The organism is Spirillospora sp. NPDC047279 (genome assembly GCF_040643285.1).
Lineage (GTDB): Bacteria > Actinomycetota > Actinomycetes > Streptosporangiales > Streptosporangiaceae > Spirillospora.
This window is the reverse complement of sequence record NZ_JBEYUA010000010.1, coordinates 355,662-370,628: the sequence shown is the minus strand read 5'-3', so window position 1 is coordinate 370,628 and position 14,967 is coordinate 355,662. Positions and strand designations below refer to the sequence as shown.

Here is a 14,967-nt window from a genome sequence, read left to right as displayed (position 1 = left end):
GCGCGAGGCGAATCAGATGACCCCGCGCCCCCGTTGCCGCGCGCTGCAAGCTATCAGCAACTCATCGTGAATGTGTGATGATCGTGAGTAATCGAGATCTCGGCCCGCCGTCCGCGCCGCGGACCGGCGGGCGGCGGACACCTCGTGCCATCAGCGTGGCAGTGAGCACCCGCCGCCCCTCGGCGGGACAGACGAGAAATTGCACATCACTCTCACCGACTACATTCGTACCCATTTTCGCGGGACGCTCACCGGGGGGCAGGCAAAGAGGGCCACAAATCCGATGGACGGCGGCACGGGCGGCTCGCCGATCGAGACGCCGGGATTCAAGTCCGACAACCGGCGGCAAAGCCGCCTATCGGCCCACTTGACCGCCCCCGCCCCGGCCCCCGTCCGACGGATTCAGATGACACCTTTCGATAATCTCGCCGATGGCCGCCAATCCGCAGCAAGGAATGATCTTTTGTACATTCCCAAGCGAAGCGCGCCACCATCGCCATTAGCCGACCGGCCGGTTATCGTCATGGGTTCGCTCTTGCGTCCGAAGCCGAAAGGAAAGCATGCCGGTAATGGCGTCCACAGCGAAACGCGTCGGGGGTGCCGCGCTGGCGTTCGCCCTGTGCGTCAGCGTGGGGGCGTGCCTCGGACAGCAGGATCACTCGATGACGCGATCACCGGAGCCGTTCCCGGAAAAGGCTCCGGCAAGCGAAGAGGCCGCGGGAGGCGCTCCGGGCCATCGAGCCCCTCCCGCCCCTCTGCGGCTGCCGGGGAACGGACACCGCGTGCTGGTGGAGAGGTTCGGCGAGCCCGGCCTCGGCCCTCCGGGCCGGTGGGGCTGGAAGACCGGGGCGTACCCCGGCTGCGTGAGCAACCCCCGGGACCACAAGCTGGACCGGCTGTCGGCGCGGGCGCTGGCCACGTCATCCGGCGTCATGACCATCACGGCGAGGCCACAGGGCGATGGCGGCTGGCGGACCGGCCTGCTGACGACCGGTGACTCCTGCGGCTCGGGGGGTTCGGGCTTCGAGGTCCGTACGGGCGACGTGCTCGGCGCCCGGGTCCGCCTCCCCGACGTCGGGACCGGCGCCTGGCCGGGCATCTGGACCTGGCGGGAGGGGGGCAACGAGATCGACCTGTTCGAGTGGCACGCCGACAGGCCCGACACGCTGGAGTTCGTCAACCACGTCAGGGGCACCGGAACGTTCTGGACGTCACCGCTCGTCGACCGGGGCGCCTGGCTCGACATCGCGGTGCGGATCGGAGCCTCGCGGCTGACCTGGTACGCGGGAAGGCCTGCCCGGCCTCTCGCGGCCGTTCACCATGAAGACCGTGGGGTGGGGCCGGGGTTCCGGGCCCATCTGGTGGCCAGCCTGTCGGTCGACGACGGGCGCCTGCACCGGGAGCCCGCACCCGGGGAGTCGTTCTCTTTCCAGATCGCGTCCATCCAGGTGTCCCGCCCGTCGGGCGCCCGGCCGCTCGGGCACTCGACGGGCGGTACACGCTGATCGTCGACGATCCGGCCTCACAGACCGGTCAGCGGTGAGGCCATCTCTCCCACGACCACGAGCCGGTGCGTGTCCGACCCCTTCGGGTGGCAGGTGATCAGGGAGAGGTACCTGCCGTCCGGACTCGCTCCCGGTTTGAAGGGGACCGGTTCCAGGACGGAGGTCTGCCGCGGGGTGATGATGTGAACGCTGCGCACTCGGTAGCGCAGCGAACGTCCTTCGGCCCGCAGATCGAGCGGGTCGCCCGCGGACAGCCGGCCGAGGCGCCGGAAGGGCGCCGGGCCTGTCGTGCGGTGTCCGAGCAGCACCGTGTTGCCCCACCGACCGGGAGCCGCGGTGCGGGGGAAGTGCCCCACGCCGCGCTCGAGGTCGGAGCGGCCGACGCCCTCCCACACCGGCTCGTTCAGACCGATCTTGGGAATGGCCAGCGTGGCGATGGGTGGCGGCGCGTGTTCACGTCCGCCCTGGATGCCACGCGGGCCGGCCTCCGCCGACGGGTTGTACGAGGCGCTCAAGGCGATCACCATGAGCAGCGCGGCCGCGTAGGAGCGCAGCGGGATCGCCTTGATGGAGAGTGTGGAGATCTTGCGGATCATCGAGGTGTCACTCCGAACGGTGAGCCGTACGGTCGTCCACGGGAAGGGGCGGCGTTCCGAGATCCGCCGCCCCTCTCCGTGAGATCGGGTGCCTCGCCCTGGTGCTCTGCAGCGCGACCGGGGCGTGGCGCGTCTCGTGCGCTCAGCGCGGGATCGGTGCGCTCAGCGCGGGATCGGTGCGCTCAGCGCAGGACCGGGTTGCCGGCCACCGCGACGGGCAGGCCCTGGAGCATCTCCAGGCCCGGCTTGAAGGTGTCGGCGTCCTGCTCCGTCGGGACGGGCAGGCCGATGCTGCGGACCAGGTCGGTCACCGCCTGCCGCGCGGGCGGGAGCGGGACGTCCTTGCCGGCCGCGGACGGAGCGGCGATCCGCTGGGTCGACGGCAGCGACTGCGGCTTGTCGGCCGTGCGCTGGGTCGACGGCAGCACGCTGTGGCCGATGTTGGAGACCGTCGCGGTGGCCTGGCACTTCGCCTTGCTGATGCCGAAGGCGGACGCGGCGTTGCCGCAGGCGTTGATCGGCGCGCTGACCGGGACGTTGGCCTGGTTGCCGCCCAGGATGCTGAACTTGCCGGACGTCATCATCCCCGAGCCGGTGCCCTCGTTGAGGACGTGCGCGCCGCCCTCGCAGTAGGCCTTGGAGACGCCGAACGCCGCGGCGGCGTTGCCGCACAGGTTGGCCGGGACGCTGATCGGCACGTTGCCCTGGTTGCCGCCCAGGATGCTGAACTTGCCGGACGTCATCATGCCCGAGCCCGCGTCGTGGTTGGTGACGGTCGCCGCGCCCTTGCAGGCCGCCTTGGTGACGCCGGCGACGGCGATGGAGTTGCCGCAGAAGTTCACCGGAACGCTGATCGGGGCGCGCAGCTGGTTGCCGCCGGCCAGCGAGTACTTGCCGGACGTCAGCATCGAGCCGCCGTCCTGGTTGACGTTGGTGACGTGCGCGCCGGTGTGCGCCTTGGACTTGGCGGTCCCGAACAGCGAGGCGGAGTTGCCGCTGAGGTTGAGCGGCACCGAGACCGGCGCGTTGACCTGGTTGCCGCCCAGGACGCTGAACTTGCCGTCGGTGGTGTCGGCCTGCGCCGGCGCACCGGCCATGGTCGTGCCGACGGCGGCGATACCAGCCGCAACCAGGGCGGCGCGAGCAGTGTTCTTGGCCCAGTTTCGCATTGGTGATGCTCCCTTGTTTTGGTTGGATGCTGGGGCGCGCGACAGATGGCGCCCAGACGGGCAATGGCTGGAATGCCACTGCGCAGGGAAAGGAAGGTCAGGTGTGGCCGTTCCCGCGCACTTTCAGGCGCGGCGAGGCCGGGATGAGGTGGAGAAGGTGCGGCCTATTCGGGGGCCGGGACCGGCACGTCCTGCACGGAGGCGGCCACCGCGTCCGTGTCACTGACGGGCGAGACGTCGCCCGTGCGGGCGGGCTCGACGAGCAGCGACAGCGGCAGGCCCGCCATGGCGGCGCCGTGGCCCGCCGACGACGGGGAGACCGCGCCGGGGTAGTGGCCGCCCGAGATGGACAGGGGCGCCGGGCCGGGCTCGCCGGAGACGGCGATCGAACCGCCGCCGACCACGGCTTCCGGGGCCGCGACGTGGCGGTGCCCGGAGGGCGCCGCCGAAGCCGGCGCCTGGGGCTGCCCGGCCTGAGCCGAGGAGCCGTGGCCGGGCCTGTCGTCCTCGGCCTGTGCCGCGTCCGGCGCGGTGACGCCGGAGACTCCCGACAGGGCCGCCGGCAACTGAGAGGCGAAGCCCGCCGGAGCGGCGGTGGCGTCCAGCAGTCCCTGCGGGATCTGTGCCAGGCTCTCCGCGGGCTTCTCCGGCAGCGCGATGACGCGGCCGATCGGCGTGGTCACGGGGAGCGGGACCGTCCGCGACGCCCGCGTCCGCAGGTCGTCCAGGGCGGAGCCGGTCGAGCGGTGAACCCCGCGGGCGGTCGCCAGCAGTGTCCTGCCGACGGCCGTGCTCTCGGCCGCCTCGGTGACGGACGGGCCGCGAGTGCGCCCCCGGCCGTTCTCGGACCGGACGGGCAGCAGTTCGAGCCGCGTCCGTGCCGCCGCGTCGAGGGCCTTCGCCGCCGGCCGGCGGTCGTTCGCCCTGCTGTGGCCGGCGAAGAGTTGAGCGGCGTCTCGCAGGACCCGCTGCCGGGCCTCGGTGCCGGCAGTGCAGCCGGCGAGGCTCTTCACGGTGGTCTTCGAGACCCCGGCCTCAGCGCAGGAGTCCGCGTCCCCGGTCGCGGCGTGCGACGTCGACGCCGACAGCAGCGCCACCAGGAACCAGGCGGCGGCCGCGAGCAGACCCATCACCGCGACGCGCGCGGCGGGGAGAACGAGCGCAGGCAGGAGCCGATCCCGGAGCTGCAAGGCTCCGTGGAACGTCGACTCCTTCGACCGCACTGCGCAACTCCCTGAGTTCGTTCGATCCCCGTATACGGAGGCCGGACTCGGACGAATGGCAACGGACGCTAGCACCCGGCCCGGAGCGACCTCGACGCGATCATCATGAGATTGGCGAGTCTTGACGTTCGCATTGTCCTGAGGTGAAAACCGAAAATCACCACGGCAACTCTCTCCGCGCAAACGGCAAACACCCGAAAGCCATCAAATCGGGCTCGCTACTTCACGGTCACGGAAAGCGTTTGTCAGGACAGATCAACAGGCGATGAAAGTCGGTTTGCCGTGCTTGTTTTCGGGTGAAGGGTGGGATGCGATCAACTGCACGCGGAAAGTTTCGGCTTGCCGCGTGTGTACGACTGCTCTCACCGTGAATGGAGACTCTCATGCTCAAGAAGCTCGCCGTTTCCGGCCTCGTCGGCTCCGCCGCCTTCATGGCCTTCGCCGCGACCCCGGTGCACGCCGACGACGACCCGCAGAACGTCCAGATCATCGGCGTCCAGACCTGCCGTGGCATCGACGTCGCCGGCATCGGCGCCGCGATCCACAACATCCTGGGCGTCACCCACGAGCAGGGCGACTGCGTCAACGGCTCCGCCGTCGACTAATTCTCGCCCCGCGGACCTTTCCCTGACCTTGGGAACGATGTCCGACATTCAGGGCCGCGGCGCCGGACCGGCGCCGCGGCCCTGTGCATGTCCGCACCCGCCTGCGCACGTCATGCCCGTGCACGTCATGCCCGTGCGCGTCATGCCCGTGCACGTCATGCCTGCGCACGTCATGCCCGCGCGCGTCATGCCTGTGCCGGGCCGACGTCCCGCCTCTGGACGAGCTGCCTGAGGGCGTTGGCCTCCCGCTCGACCGTCACCTGGCAGGTGTCGCACCACACCAGCGACCCGCCCGCGTGCGCGGGCTCGGCCAAGGGCGTGCCGCAGTCGATGTGGGTGCCGTCCGAACGTGAACGGATCACGGGGACGCCCCGCCGCCGGGCCTCGTCCTCGATGGCGGAGAACAGCCGCTCCGGCTCCGCCGGCTCCACCGGAACCCGGTCGTGCCGGTCCTCCCAGTCCTCGACCACGATCGTCCCGGCGGGTTCTCCGGCGATCCAGGCGGCCACCTCGCACCATGTGTCACGGCGACGGGCCCGCAGCCGGTCCTCCTCCCGCCGTTCCCGGTCCCGGAGCCGCCGATCCTGACGCGACCAGGCCCGCACCAGCTGGTCGAGACCGGCGACCTCGGTCAGCAGGGACGCCAGGCCGTCCGCCACGAACTCCTCGACCCGCGACGGATCGGCCAGTTCCTCCAGCGCGGTGAGCGCCTGCCGCACCTCGGCGGCGGCGGACCACGGGCGCAGCAGATCCGCCACCTGCCGCTTCCATCGCCCGAGGTCGTGGCCGCGTCGTGCGCGCTGTGCGGCGACCCGCCGGCTCAGCTCCCGCCAAGAGGCGGGAACGCACACCTCGTACGCCTGGCCGCGCCGGCGGACGATCTCCCGCAAAGGGTCGGGTACGGGCCCTGCCCCGGCGACGAGGGCCACCCGGACGGGGCCGTCTTCGGGCACGCGCCGGTCGAAATGGACCGCGGCGATCGTGCCCTCGCCGTTCCGGCGCTCTTCGAGCGGCAGGTTCACATAAACGTGCACGGCCACCTGGAATTCGGGGCCGGCCCGGCGGCGGCTCACGCGGATCATCGCGACGTCGGCTTCGGGCGGGATCGGCCGGTGCACGGTGACCGGCAGCCGCACCATTTCGACGCATGCGTGCGACCCGATTCTGAAGACGAGTTCCCCGCGCGACATGTCCTCTCGCCCGGCCGCGGCCGGCCCTTCCTCCGGCGCGGTCCACGGCGCGAGCTGCATCACGTTCGCCCACGGCCCCATGCCGCTGGCCAGCAGGGAGGGTGAACGCGGGGGGTCGCCGGCCGCGCGCTGCAACTCGACCGCCAGCCAGCCCTCCCCGTGCCATCGCGGAGGCGCCGGCGGCAGGGTGTTCCCGCCCCGCCGAGCGTCCGCCACCGCGGCCTTGTGCTGTCGCATCACCTCGGCATACGTCGCCCAGTACAGGCCGCCCTCGACGGCCTCCCAGTAGGTGGCCTCGATCAGGCGCTGCCGCTCCTCGGCAGCGGCGGCGAAGGCCTTCTTGGACGACGGGCACGCCTCACGTTCGGCGGCGCCGGGGGGAGTCCGCCACAGTTCTCGCAACCGTTGGCCGTGTTCCAGCTCGATCTCCGCGAGCCGCCCCCTCAGGGCGTGAGCACGCTCCAGCTCCGCCAGGGCCGCCGGCGGCAGGTCCCCGTGGACCACATAGCTGTAGACCGCGACTCGGTGCTGGTTGTCCTCGTCCCGCATGGCCCCACCTCCGGGTGCCGACCGGCACGCGATTTTCCCAGCTCAGAAGGCCGATTTCGCAGGGACACGCGGGCCGGGAGCGGGGCACGTGGAAGGAAGCGCCTGGACCTTTCGGGACATACTGGCCGGGTGACGTCCCCCCGGCAGAACTCCCCGCAGGATTCGCGGCACGCGTGGGAACGGCTGCAGATCGTCTGGGACCTGTACACGACCGTCGTGATCGCCGCGACGATCGTGCTGGTCGTGGTCGCCGCGCCGGCCGGTGCCGCCCGGTGGTGGGCCGCCGGGCTGCTGGCGGCGATCCTGCCCCTCTACTTCCTCGTCGCGCGCGAGCCGATCCGCACCGAGGCCGAGGGGACGCTCCGGGGGTACGTCTACATCACCCTGATGCTGGCGTTGTACGGCACCGCCTCGTTCCTGGTGAACGGCTCGTGGTTCGCGGCGTTCGCGTTCGTGCCGCACTGCTTCCAGCTGCTGCCGCTGCGGCGGGCCGTCGTGGCCGTGGTGGCGGTCAACCTCGTCCCGCTGCTCGCGGTGATCCTCGATCAGCGTGATTCCCCCGACGTGGCCGGGCTGGTCGCCACCGGCGCGCTCACCACCACGTTCGCGCTGTTCATCGGCTTCTGGATCGAGCGGATCATCGTGCAGAGCCGCGAGCGCGCCGACCTGATCGCACGGCTGGAGGCCAGCCGGGCCGAGGTGGCGCGGCTGTCGCACGCCGCCGGGGTCGCCGCCGAGCGTGACCGGCTCGCCGCCGAGATTCACGACACGCTCGCCCAGGGATTCCTGGGCATCCTGATGTTGCTGCAGGCGGCGGAACGGCGGCTCGACCCCGGGGACCCGCTGCGCGAAGCGGTCTTCCAGCCCTCGATCCGGGTGGCGCGCGAGAACCTCGCCGAGGCGCGGGCGCTGATCGCGGCCCGGCCGCCGGTGGCACTCGCCACGGAACCGGTCGCCGCGGCGATCGACCGCCTCACCACCACGTTCGGCGCGGAGACCGGGATCGCCGCCTCGTACGAGGTCGAGGGCACGCCGCGGACCCTCGCGCCGGACGTCGACGTCGTCCTGCTGCGCGCGGCGCAGGAGGCGCTGACGAACGTGCGCAAGCACGCGGCCGCCGGGTCGGTGAGCGTGCGGCTCGCCTACGAGGACGCGGTGGTGCGGCTCACGGTGGCCGACGACGGCGGCGGGTTCGCGCCCGGCACGGCCGCGGAGCCGGACGCCGGGTCCGGCGAGCACTTCGGGCTCGTGGCCCTGCACCGCCGGGCGGCGCGGCTGGACGGCACGGCGACCGTGGACGGGAGCGGCGCGCGCGGCGGGACGACCGTGACGGTGGAGCTGCCCGCCCAGACCTCCTGAGCGGGCGGGTCTCCCACCGGCACCGGCGCCGTCGGCGCCGTCTCAAGGACCGTCACCAGGGGATGACGCCGGCGTCCTCGAAGTACCCGCCGGACGGGCCGTCGTCGGGCAGCGTCGCGAGGTGGATCGCGATGGCCGCGCCCTGCTCGGGCGTACGGACGCCGCGGAAGCCGTTGAGGTCGGTCGCGACGTAGCCGGGGCAGGCGGCGTTGATCAGGATGCCGGTGTCGCGCAGTTCCTTGGCGTACTGGACGGTGACGGCGTTGAGGAACGTCTTGGACGGCGAGTACGCGACCGCGACCGGGCCCGTGACGTTCGGGTCGTCGGAGGCGGACTGCCGGGCGAGGGAGCCGACGCCGCTGGACATGTTCACGATCCGCGGCGACGCCGAGCGGCGCAGCAGCGGCACCATCATGTTGGTGACGCGGATGACGCCGATCACGTTGGTCTCGACGACCGTCCGCACGGTCTCCAGGTCGACCTTGGTGGGCTCCTGCGGCATGCCACCGGTCACCCCGGCGTTGTTGACCAGGACGTCGAGACGGCCGCCGGCGCGCTCCGCCACCAGTTCGGCGGCCTCGGCGACGCTCGCGTCGTCGGTCACGTCGAGCGGCACCCCGAAGACGTCGGCACCGGCGGCGCGGAGTTTCTCCACCGCGGACTCCCTGCGCCCGGCGTCGCGCGCACCCACCCCCACGCTCCAGCCGAGAGCGCCGAGGCCCGCCGCGATCTCGTAGCCGATTCCCTTGTTGGCGCCGGTGACCAGCGCGATCCTCGTGTCGTTCATGTCTTCGATCGTGCCCGCGCTCCGGCCGGGCCTCCAACATCGTCTGGGTGGGCATCGATACCCCGCAGGTATCGATGCGAGATCCGGGTACCGTGGCGGCATGGAGACGCGGGAGCTGCGGTATTTCGTCGCTGTCGCCGAGGAGTTGCATTTCGGGCGGGCCGCGCAACGGCTCGGCATGGCGCAGCCGCCGTTGTCACGGGCGATCCAGCAGCTCGAACGGCGGCTCGGCGTCTCGTTGCTGGACCGCACCAGCCGTACCGTCACGCTGACCGAGGCCGGGTCGGTGCTGCTGCGCGAAGGCAGGGCGGCGCTCGACGCGGTCGACGCCGCCGACCGCCGGACCCGCCGCGCCGCCCTCGCCGCGAACGGCGACAGTCCCGGCCTGGTCCTGGTCACCAAGGCCGGAGCGTCCAGCGAGCTGCTGGCCGAGCTGCTCGACGCGTACGCCGCCGAGCCCGGCGCGGTCGCCGTCGACGTGGTCCTGTGCGGGATCGGGCAGCAGGAACGGCTGCTGCGCGACGGGCGGGCCGACGTGGCGTTGCTGCACCGGCCCTACGACTCGACCACCGGGTTCGACACCGAGGACCTGACCACGGAGGGGCAGGTCCTCATCCTGCCCGCCGGGCACCCCCTCGCCGGCCGCGCCCACCTGCGGATGGCCGACGTCACCGCGCTGCCCGACCTGCCGATGCCGCGCTGGCCGCGCCGCGACGGCACGTACCCGGACGGTCCGGGTCCCGAGGTCCGCGACCACGCGCAGCTCCTCCAGCTGATCGCGCTCGGCCGGGCCGCCGCGGTCCTGCCGGAGTCGGCCCGGACCCATCTGCGCCGCGACCTCGCCACCGTTCCGGTCCTGGACGCGCCACAGGTGACCACGGTGATCGCGTGGCCGCCGCACAGCCGTTCCCGGGCGCTCGCCGGCCTGGTCCGGACCGCGACCGCCCTCGCGGCGGCGTCCCTCGAGCCGGCGTCCCCTTAGCCGCGCCCTCTCAGACGGCGTCCCTTTTGGACGGCTTCGGGCCTCCCCTGGGGCTCGCGGCGTCCTACGATGGCCGCGTGACGGGTGATCAGTGGGCGTTGGGCGGCGACCTGAGGGTCGCCAGGGTCGGGTACGGCGCGATGAAGCTGAGCGGATGGCCGGTGGGCGGCGGTCCCGGCCGGGAGACCGGCCTGGCCGTGCTGCGGCGGGCGGTGGAGCTCGGCGTCGACCACATCGACACCTCCCACTACTACGCCCACGACGGCGTGGCGGCCAACGACCTGATCCGTGAGGCGCTGCACCCCTACCCGGACGATCTGGTGATCGTGACCAAGGTCGGGGCGCTGGTCGAGGGGTCCGACGTGGCCCTGCCGCCCGGCGAGGCGAGCGGGCTGACGCCCGACGGGCTGCGGCGCGGAATCGAGGCGAACCTGCGCACGCTCGGCGTGGACCGCCTGGACGTGGTCAACCTGCGGATGGGCGGTGTCGACGGCAGCCCCACGCCGCTCGCCGGGCCGCTGGAGACGCTGCTCGCTTTGCGCGAGGAGGGCCTGATCCGGCACCTGGGCGTGTCGAACGTGAGCGCCGCCGAGTTCGCCGAGGCCCGGCGGATCGCCCCGATCGTCTGCGTCCAGAACCTCTACAACGTCTCGCAGCGCGACGACGACCCGGTCGTCGACGAATGCGCCGAGGCCGGCATCGCCTACGTGCCCTTCTTTCCGGTCGGCGGGTTCCAGCCCCTCACGGCCGAGCACCTGGTGACCGTGGCGGCGCGGCACGACGCGACGGTGGCGCAGGTGGCGCTCGCCTGGCTGCTGGCCCGCTCGCCCAACATCCTCCTCATCCCGGGCACGAGCTCGCCGGCCCACCTGGAGGAGAACGTCGCGGCCCGCGATCTGCGGCTGACCCCGGAGGACTTCGCCCTGCTCAAAGGGTGAGCGGCGAACGTTCCGGTCAGGCGGGTTCCAGGGTGATCGCCCCGTTCTCGGTCCGCGCGGTGACCCGGCCGTTCAGAGGTGGTTGCGGCAGGGGTGGGTCTGGCCGTACTCCTTCTCCCAGCGGGCCAGTCCCGCGTTGACGCCGTCGACGCCGGGCGCGAGGAAGCGCAGGTAGCCGAGGATGATCTCGTGCGCCTCGTCCAGCGGATAGGTCTCCCGCCAGTCGTCGGAGTAGAGGTCCTCCAGGCGCATCCCGTCCTTGCTCACCAGGACGTGCCAGGAGTTGCCCTGCCAGCCGTGCCGTTCGGCCTGGCCCTGACGCACTTCCTCCAGCCAGGCCAGGTTGTCGAGGCAGGAGACGGTGTCGTTCTGAACGTCGCTGGTGAGCATCGACCCGAGCGCGTTGTAGTGATGGCCCACCGCTTCGAACGACGGCCCGCCCCACTGGTCGCGCATGAACGAGATCTTGCTCGACACCCTGAAGCCTCCTGCTCTAGACGACCGGCCAGGCCGAGTCCCAGTTCCTGCTGCTGCGCTTGTACGAACCTTCGATGAGCATCCCGTCCTCGCCCACGCCCCTCCAGCGCCGGGCGAGCCCGTCGGGCCCGGCCGAGCCCTGGACGTCCACCCGGTTGTCGAAGGCGCCCCGGATCGAGCGGTCGACCTGCTGCGGCGTCCAGTTGTCGGGGAAGAACGTGCTCGGGTACGGCTTGTCGACCCACTGGTTGCCCGGGCCGAGCATCTGGACACGGGCACGGTACGTCCCGTTGGGGCCGGTCGCGGTGACCGGGCCGATCCGCCGGTCGGGCCAGTCCTGGCCCATGAAGCGGTGGTGGTAACCGCCCGCGGTCCAGTTGCCGCCGCCCCCCTTCCTGACCTCGCCGCGGAAGACGTGGTGATGGCGCCCGCTCTTCGCGATCTTCTTCTTCATCCATCGTACGGCGGGCTCGAAGAGGCCGGCGCCCGCGGCGCCGGCACCACCACCGCCGCCGCCCCGCCGGACGAGCAGCGTGACCGTGAGGATTTTGACGATCCGGTAGACGAGGCTAGCCATTGAAGATCGCATTCAGGGCCATGTCGATGAGCAGGTCGATCGCGATCCGCACGATCTCCTTGAAGATCGGGATCTCGGCCAGCGACGCTCCGAAGGTGACGACGGCGGTGGCGATGGCCTGGGCGATCGCGATGGCGAGGAACGTCAGCTGCACGATCACGTTGATCTTGAGCGCGAGCACGATGCCCGCGCAGACCATGAGCCCCGCGCCGATGATGGTGGCGGCGGTCCCGAGGTCCTCGAGGTTGCTCTTCGGCGAGTCCTCCTTGGTCCAGACGTTCCGGAACGCGTCGATGTCCTGGCCCTTGTTGCCCTGGAACACACGCTGGGCGTGACCGTCGGCGTCGGCGAGCGGCCCGCCGTGCGAGGAGGCGAAGCCGAGCCAGGCGTTGCCCATCTCGAACAACTTCGTCTCGTCCGCCTCGGGCCAGTTGAAGCCGAGCATCGACAGGAACGAACGGAGCTCGCCGGGTAGCTGGAGCCCCATCAGCCGAGCACGTCCCGGACGCGGTTGACCTCGGTGACGTTGCTCTGCTCGGCCGCGGTCCAGTTCTGGCCGACCATGGTGACCGACTCGGCCTGTTCGGTCATGGAGAGGATGTTCTCCTGGTAACACTCGACGGCCACCTCGAAGACCGCCTGGTAGCAGCCGCCGATCAGCGAGCCGATGTCGTCGGTCCCCCACGGCTGCCCGAAACCGGCCAGCTCGCCCTGGAACGCCTCCCAGTCCGATCTCAGCTGTTCCGCCGAGGAACGGATGCCCTCGCCCGCGTTCTGGATGAGTTCCGGATCGACCTCGTACCCCGGCATGCCCATGGACGCTCCCCTCGGTCAGTCCCGCCCGAAGCTGTTCATCAGTGCTTGCAACGACTGGGTGTAGTCACGGAGCTGGCGCAGGCTCATGTCCTGGGCGTCGCGCATCTGCGTCAGCAGGTCGGCGCCGCCGGCGGCGTTTCCGGCCGCCGCCGCGGCGGTCCCGGCGGCCTCCAGCTCGTCCAGCGCGGCGTTGATCGCCGCTTTCGCCCGTTCGGCGATCTCCTGGGATCCCAGCCGCCAGGCACGCTGGCCGAACTCGACCGTCTCGACGCGTCCGCCGGTCGAGACCACGGCTCTGACCAGCCCCTCCGGGTCGTGGCCCTCCGCCCGCGTGGGCACCTCTTCCCGCGGCCCGGACGGGGTGGCGGACACGACCGACGCGATCGTGCGGCTGAGGAGGGCGTCGAGGTCGTCGCTCGCCCGTTCGTGGCTCACCGCATCCTCGCCTGGATCCGGGTGATCGCCTCGGCCAGCGACTGGTTGATGAGGGCGGACTGGTGGAGCGCCTGCTCCTGGACGTCACGCAGCGACGCGGTCAGCGCGGCGGGGTCGACCACCGGCTCGGACTCGGCGGAGGGCGCTTTGGATCGCAGATCGTCGAGCGCGCGGTTGGCGGCTTCGGCGATGTGCGCGGCCAGCTCTTCGGGCGGCCTGCGCAGTGCGCGGGCGTCGAACTCCAGCCCGGTCAGGCGTCCGCCGGAGGCGACGGCCCGGACACGTTCGTCGTCCGCCGTCCCGACGCCCTGAGCGGGTCGCCCGGCGTCACCGCCGCCGGGTGCTCCAGCGGATCCACGGCGGGCGGCCTCCCGCAGCCCTTCCAGCCGCGCACGCGCGTCGCGCAACTGCTGTTCGAGGTCCGGGCGGGGGGCGTCCTCCATGGCATCTCCTCAGATGATCAAGAGACCCTTAGCCCGGGAGCTTACCGGTCACTCTGGCGAAATTCCGGCATTCCGATCTCGCCTGGCCGGTCCTGCCATGAACGCTCAGTCCCGGCCGTCGTCGCCCGTCGTGTCCGGCTCGACGTGCGCGAGCTTGTCGGGGTCGGTGACCGCGTAGATCCCCGACACCTGGTCGCCGTCCGGGCTGAGGTCGAGGACCACGACCGCGTACGGGGCGTCGCCGGTGCGGGCGCTCAACCGGCTGACCTGGGAACCCCGCTACCGCAAGCTCCGCCTCTGGCCCATCTGACGCGAAGGCACCGCGCGGCGGACGGCATCGGCGCGAATGCCGTCCGCCACTCTCGCGCGTCGCGCGGTTCGGCGGTCAGGGAACGGTGAGCAGCGCGATGGCCGCCACGGCGCCGGCAAGTCCGGCGGCCTGGCGGGAGGTGACACGTTCGCGCAGGACGACCAGTGCCAGCACGACCGGGACGACGGGGTACAGCGCGGCGAGCACCGAGGCGACGGCGAGCAGCTCGCGGTGGGCGGCGACCCAGAACAGGGCGATCGCGGCGCTGCCCAGGGTCCCGACGGCCAGCGCGGGCACCGCGGACCGGACGGGGAGGCGCATCGGCACGCCGGAGGCGGCGAGCACCCAGGGCAGGATGACGGCGACCGACGCGGCGCGGCCGGCGGTGATCGGCCACAACCCGGCGTCGAGCGGGATCGGTTTGAGCGCCAGGAACTGCAACGCGAACCCTGTTCCCGCGAGCAGCGCGTCGCCCGACCCCCGTCCTAGACGTGAAGTGCGCCCGGCGCGTGCGCGCCCGCGTGCGTCGCCGTCAGGCGAATCGGCCGGACCCGAGGCGGCGAGCCAGATCGCGGGGAGCGCCAGGACGATCCCGGCGATGCCGTACGGGGACGGGCGGTCACCCACCACCGCGAGCGCCAGGAGGACGGGCAGGGCGACCGCGCCGACGTCGCTGAGCGGGACCACCACCGACAGCGGGCCGCGGCTCATCGCCCGGTACAGGAAGGCGACACCGAGGCCCGACCCCGCGCCCGACAGCGCACCCCACGCCAGGTCGGCGGGCCTGGGCGACCCCCAGGTGAAGACGAGAGCCGCCAGGACCGCGAGCACCGTGCCGCCGACCTGCGTGTAGAGCGCCACGGTGACGCCGGGCACGCGGCGGGCCAGCAGCCCGGCCACGAAGTGGGTGATCCCGAACGCCGCGGCGGCGGTGAGCGCGAGCGCCTCTCCCGTCACGGCCGTACCTTTTCCATGGGCACGAGTGTTACCGCTCGACAGGAGTTAA

At 71.9% G+C, this 14,967-nt stretch carries 18 protein-coding genes; 5 read left to right on the top strand and 13 right to left on the bottom strand.

Annotation, left to right across the window (positions count from 1 at the left end; translation table 11 throughout):
- Positions 1-782: 782 nt before the first annotated feature.
- Positions 783-1,505, top strand: a complete 723-nt coding sequence (locus ABZ810_RS26980) for a hypothetical protein (RefSeq protein WP_358407799.1) — start codon at positions 783-785, stop codon at positions 1,503-1,505.
- Positions 1,506-1,522: 17 nt separating this feature from the next.
- Here ABZ810_RS26980 and ABZ810_RS26975 read toward each other — a convergent pair whose 3' ends face one another.
- The 3 genes from ABZ810_RS26975 to ABZ810_RS26965 form a co-directional block, all read right to left on the bottom strand.
- Complete coding sequence (locus ABZ810_RS26975; protein WP_358407796.1) at positions 1,523-2,101, bottom strand: class E sortase; 579 nt, start codon at positions 2,099-2,101, stop codon at positions 1,523-1,525.
- Between the two features lie 182 nt (positions 2,102-2,283).
- Positions 2,284-3,270 (bottom strand): chaplin family protein, encoded by a 987-nt coding sequence (locus tag ABZ810_RS26970; RefSeq protein ID WP_358407794.1) that lies wholly within the window; start codon positions 3,268-3,270, stop codon positions 2,284-2,286.
- Positions 3,271-3,434: 164 nt separating this feature from the next.
- Entirely contained in the window at positions 3,435-4,493 is a 1,059-nt protein-coding gene (locus ABZ810_RS26965; protein ID WP_358407792.1) for a hypothetical protein, read from the bottom strand.
- 383 nt (positions 4,494-4,876) lie between these two features.
- On the opposite strand from ABZ810_RS26965, the gene ABZ810_RS26960 reads away from it, so the two are divergent.
- Entirely contained in the window at positions 4,877-5,098 is a 222-nt protein-coding gene (locus ABZ810_RS26960; protein WP_358407791.1) for a hypothetical protein, read from the top strand.
- Positions 5,099-5,283: 185 nt separating this feature from the next.
- Here ABZ810_RS26960 and ABZ810_RS26955 read toward each other — a convergent pair whose 3' ends face one another.
- On the bottom strand, positions 5,284-6,837 hold the full coding sequence (locus tag ABZ810_RS26955; RefSeq protein WP_358407790.1) for a hypothetical protein: 1,554 nt from the start codon (positions 6,835-6,837) through the stop codon (positions 5,284-5,286).
- Positions 6,838-6,966: 129 nt separating this feature from the next.
- On the opposite strand from ABZ810_RS26955, the gene ABZ810_RS26950 reads away from it, so the two are divergent.
- Positions 6,967-8,196 (top strand): sensor histidine kinase, encoded by a 1,230-nt coding sequence (locus ABZ810_RS26950; RefSeq protein WP_358407788.1) that lies wholly within the window; start codon positions 6,967-6,969, stop codon positions 8,194-8,196.
- Positions 8,197-8,248: 52 nt separating this feature from the next.
- On the opposite strand, the gene ABZ810_RS26945 is transcribed toward ABZ810_RS26950, so the two are convergent.
- On the bottom strand, positions 8,249-8,983 hold the full coding sequence (locus ABZ810_RS26945; RefSeq protein ID WP_358407787.1) for an SDR family oxidoreductase: 735 nt from the start codon (positions 8,981-8,983) through the stop codon (positions 8,249-8,251).
- Positions 8,984-9,083: 100 nt separating this feature from the next.
- On the opposite strand from ABZ810_RS26945, the gene ABZ810_RS26940 reads away from it, so the two are divergent.
- A complete protein-coding gene (locus ABZ810_RS26940; RefSeq protein WP_358407785.1) occupies positions 9,084-9,965 on the top strand; it encodes a LysR family transcriptional regulator in 882 nt (293 codons plus the stop codon).
- A gap of 77 nt (positions 9,966-10,042) precedes the next feature.
- Positions 10,043-10,903, top strand: a complete 861-nt coding sequence (locus tag ABZ810_RS26935) for an oxidoreductase (RefSeq protein ID WP_358407782.1) — start codon at positions 10,043-10,045, stop codon at positions 10,901-10,903.
- A gap of 72 nt (positions 10,904-10,975) precedes the next feature.
- Here the strand turns inward: ABZ810_RS26935 and ABZ810_RS26930 are convergent, their stop codons facing one another.
- The 8 genes from ABZ810_RS26930 to ABZ810_RS26895 all read right to left on the bottom strand — a co-directional run bounded on the left by ABZ810_RS26930 (position 10,976) and on the right by ABZ810_RS26895 (position 14,918).
- Positions 10,976-11,380: a hypothetical protein gene (locus ABZ810_RS26930; RefSeq protein ID WP_358407780.1), complete on the bottom strand. Its 405-nt coding sequence runs from the start codon at positions 11,378-11,380 to the stop codon at positions 10,976-10,978.
- Between the two features lie 16 nt (positions 11,381-11,396).
- Entirely contained in the window at positions 11,397-11,957 is a 561-nt protein-coding gene (locus ABZ810_RS26925; protein WP_358407779.1) for an EndoU domain-containing protein, read from the bottom strand.
- Entirely contained in the window at positions 11,950-12,444 is a 495-nt protein-coding gene (locus ABZ810_RS26920; RefSeq protein WP_358407776.1) for a hypothetical protein, read from the bottom strand. Before ABZ810_RS26920 ends, ABZ810_RS26925 begins: the two co-directional genes overlap by 8 nt.
- Positions 12,444-12,773 (bottom strand): hypothetical protein, encoded by a 330-nt coding sequence (locus ABZ810_RS26915; RefSeq protein ID WP_358407773.1) that lies wholly within the window; start codon positions 12,771-12,773, stop codon positions 12,444-12,446. The genes ABZ810_RS26920 and ABZ810_RS26915 overlap by 1 nt, the downstream gene beginning before the upstream one ends.
- A 15-nt stretch (positions 12,774-12,788) precedes the next feature.
- On the bottom strand, positions 12,789-13,208 hold the full coding sequence (locus tag ABZ810_RS26910) for a hypothetical protein (protein WP_358407772.1): 420 nt from the start codon (positions 13,206-13,208) through the stop codon (positions 12,789-12,791).
- Positions 13,205-13,651 (bottom strand): hypothetical protein, encoded by a 447-nt coding sequence (locus ABZ810_RS26905; RefSeq protein ID WP_358407771.1) that lies wholly within the window; start codon positions 13,649-13,651, stop codon positions 13,205-13,207. Before ABZ810_RS26905 ends, ABZ810_RS26910 begins: the two co-directional genes overlap by 4 nt.
- A gap of 105 nt (positions 13,652-13,756) precedes the next feature.
- Positions 13,757-13,909, bottom strand: coding sequence for a hypothetical protein (locus tag ABZ810_RS26900; RefSeq protein WP_358407769.1), 153 nt, complete (start codon positions 13,907-13,909; stop codon positions 13,757-13,759).
- 127 nt (positions 13,910-14,036) lie between these two features.
- Positions 14,037-14,918 (bottom strand): EamA family transporter, encoded by an 882-nt coding sequence (locus ABZ810_RS26895; RefSeq protein ID WP_358407767.1) that lies wholly within the window; start codon positions 14,916-14,918, stop codon positions 14,037-14,039.
- Between the last annotated feature and the right edge of the window lie 49 nt (positions 14,919-14,967).

Bases quoted from the DNA above. Each gene is read 5' to 3' on its own strand.
- ABZ810_RS26960 (WP_358407791.1), top strand. From the start codon at position 4,877: ATGCTCAAGAAGCTCGCCGTTTCCGGCCTCGTCGGCTCCGCCGCCTTC.
- ABZ810_RS26905 (WP_358407771.1), bottom strand. From the start codon at position 13,651: ATGGAGGACGCCCCCCGCCCGGACCTCGAACAGCAGTTGCGCGACGCG.
- ABZ810_RS26975 (WP_358407796.1), bottom strand. From the start codon at position 2,101: ATGATCCGCAAGATCTCCACACTCTCCATCAAGGCGATCCCGCTGCGC.
- ABZ810_RS26970 (WP_358407794.1), bottom strand. From the start codon at position 3,270: ATGCGAAACTGGGCCAAGAACACTGCTCGCGCCGCCCTGGTTGCGGCT.
- ABZ810_RS26940 (WP_358407785.1), top strand. From the start codon at position 9,084: ATGGAGACGCGGGAGCTGCGGTATTTCGTCGCTGTCGCCGAGGAGTTG.
- ABZ810_RS26945 (WP_358407787.1), bottom strand. From the start codon at position 8,983: ATGAACGACACGAGGATCGCGCTGGTCACCGGCGCCAACAAGGGAATC.
- ABZ810_RS26955 (WP_358407790.1), bottom strand. From the start codon at position 6,837: ATGCGGGACGAGGACAACCAGCACCGAGTCGCGGTCTACAGCTATGTG.
- ABZ810_RS26925 (WP_358407779.1), bottom strand. From the start codon at position 11,957: ATGGCTAGCCTCGTCTACCGGATCGTCAAAATCCTCACGGTCACGCTG.
- ABZ810_RS26920 (WP_358407776.1), bottom strand. From the start codon at position 12,444: ATGGGGCTCCAGCTACCCGGCGAGCTCCGTTCGTTCCTGTCGATGCTC.
- ABZ810_RS26915 (WP_358407773.1), bottom strand. From the start codon at position 12,773: ATGGGCATGCCGGGGTACGAGGTCGATCCGGAACTCATCCAGAACGCG.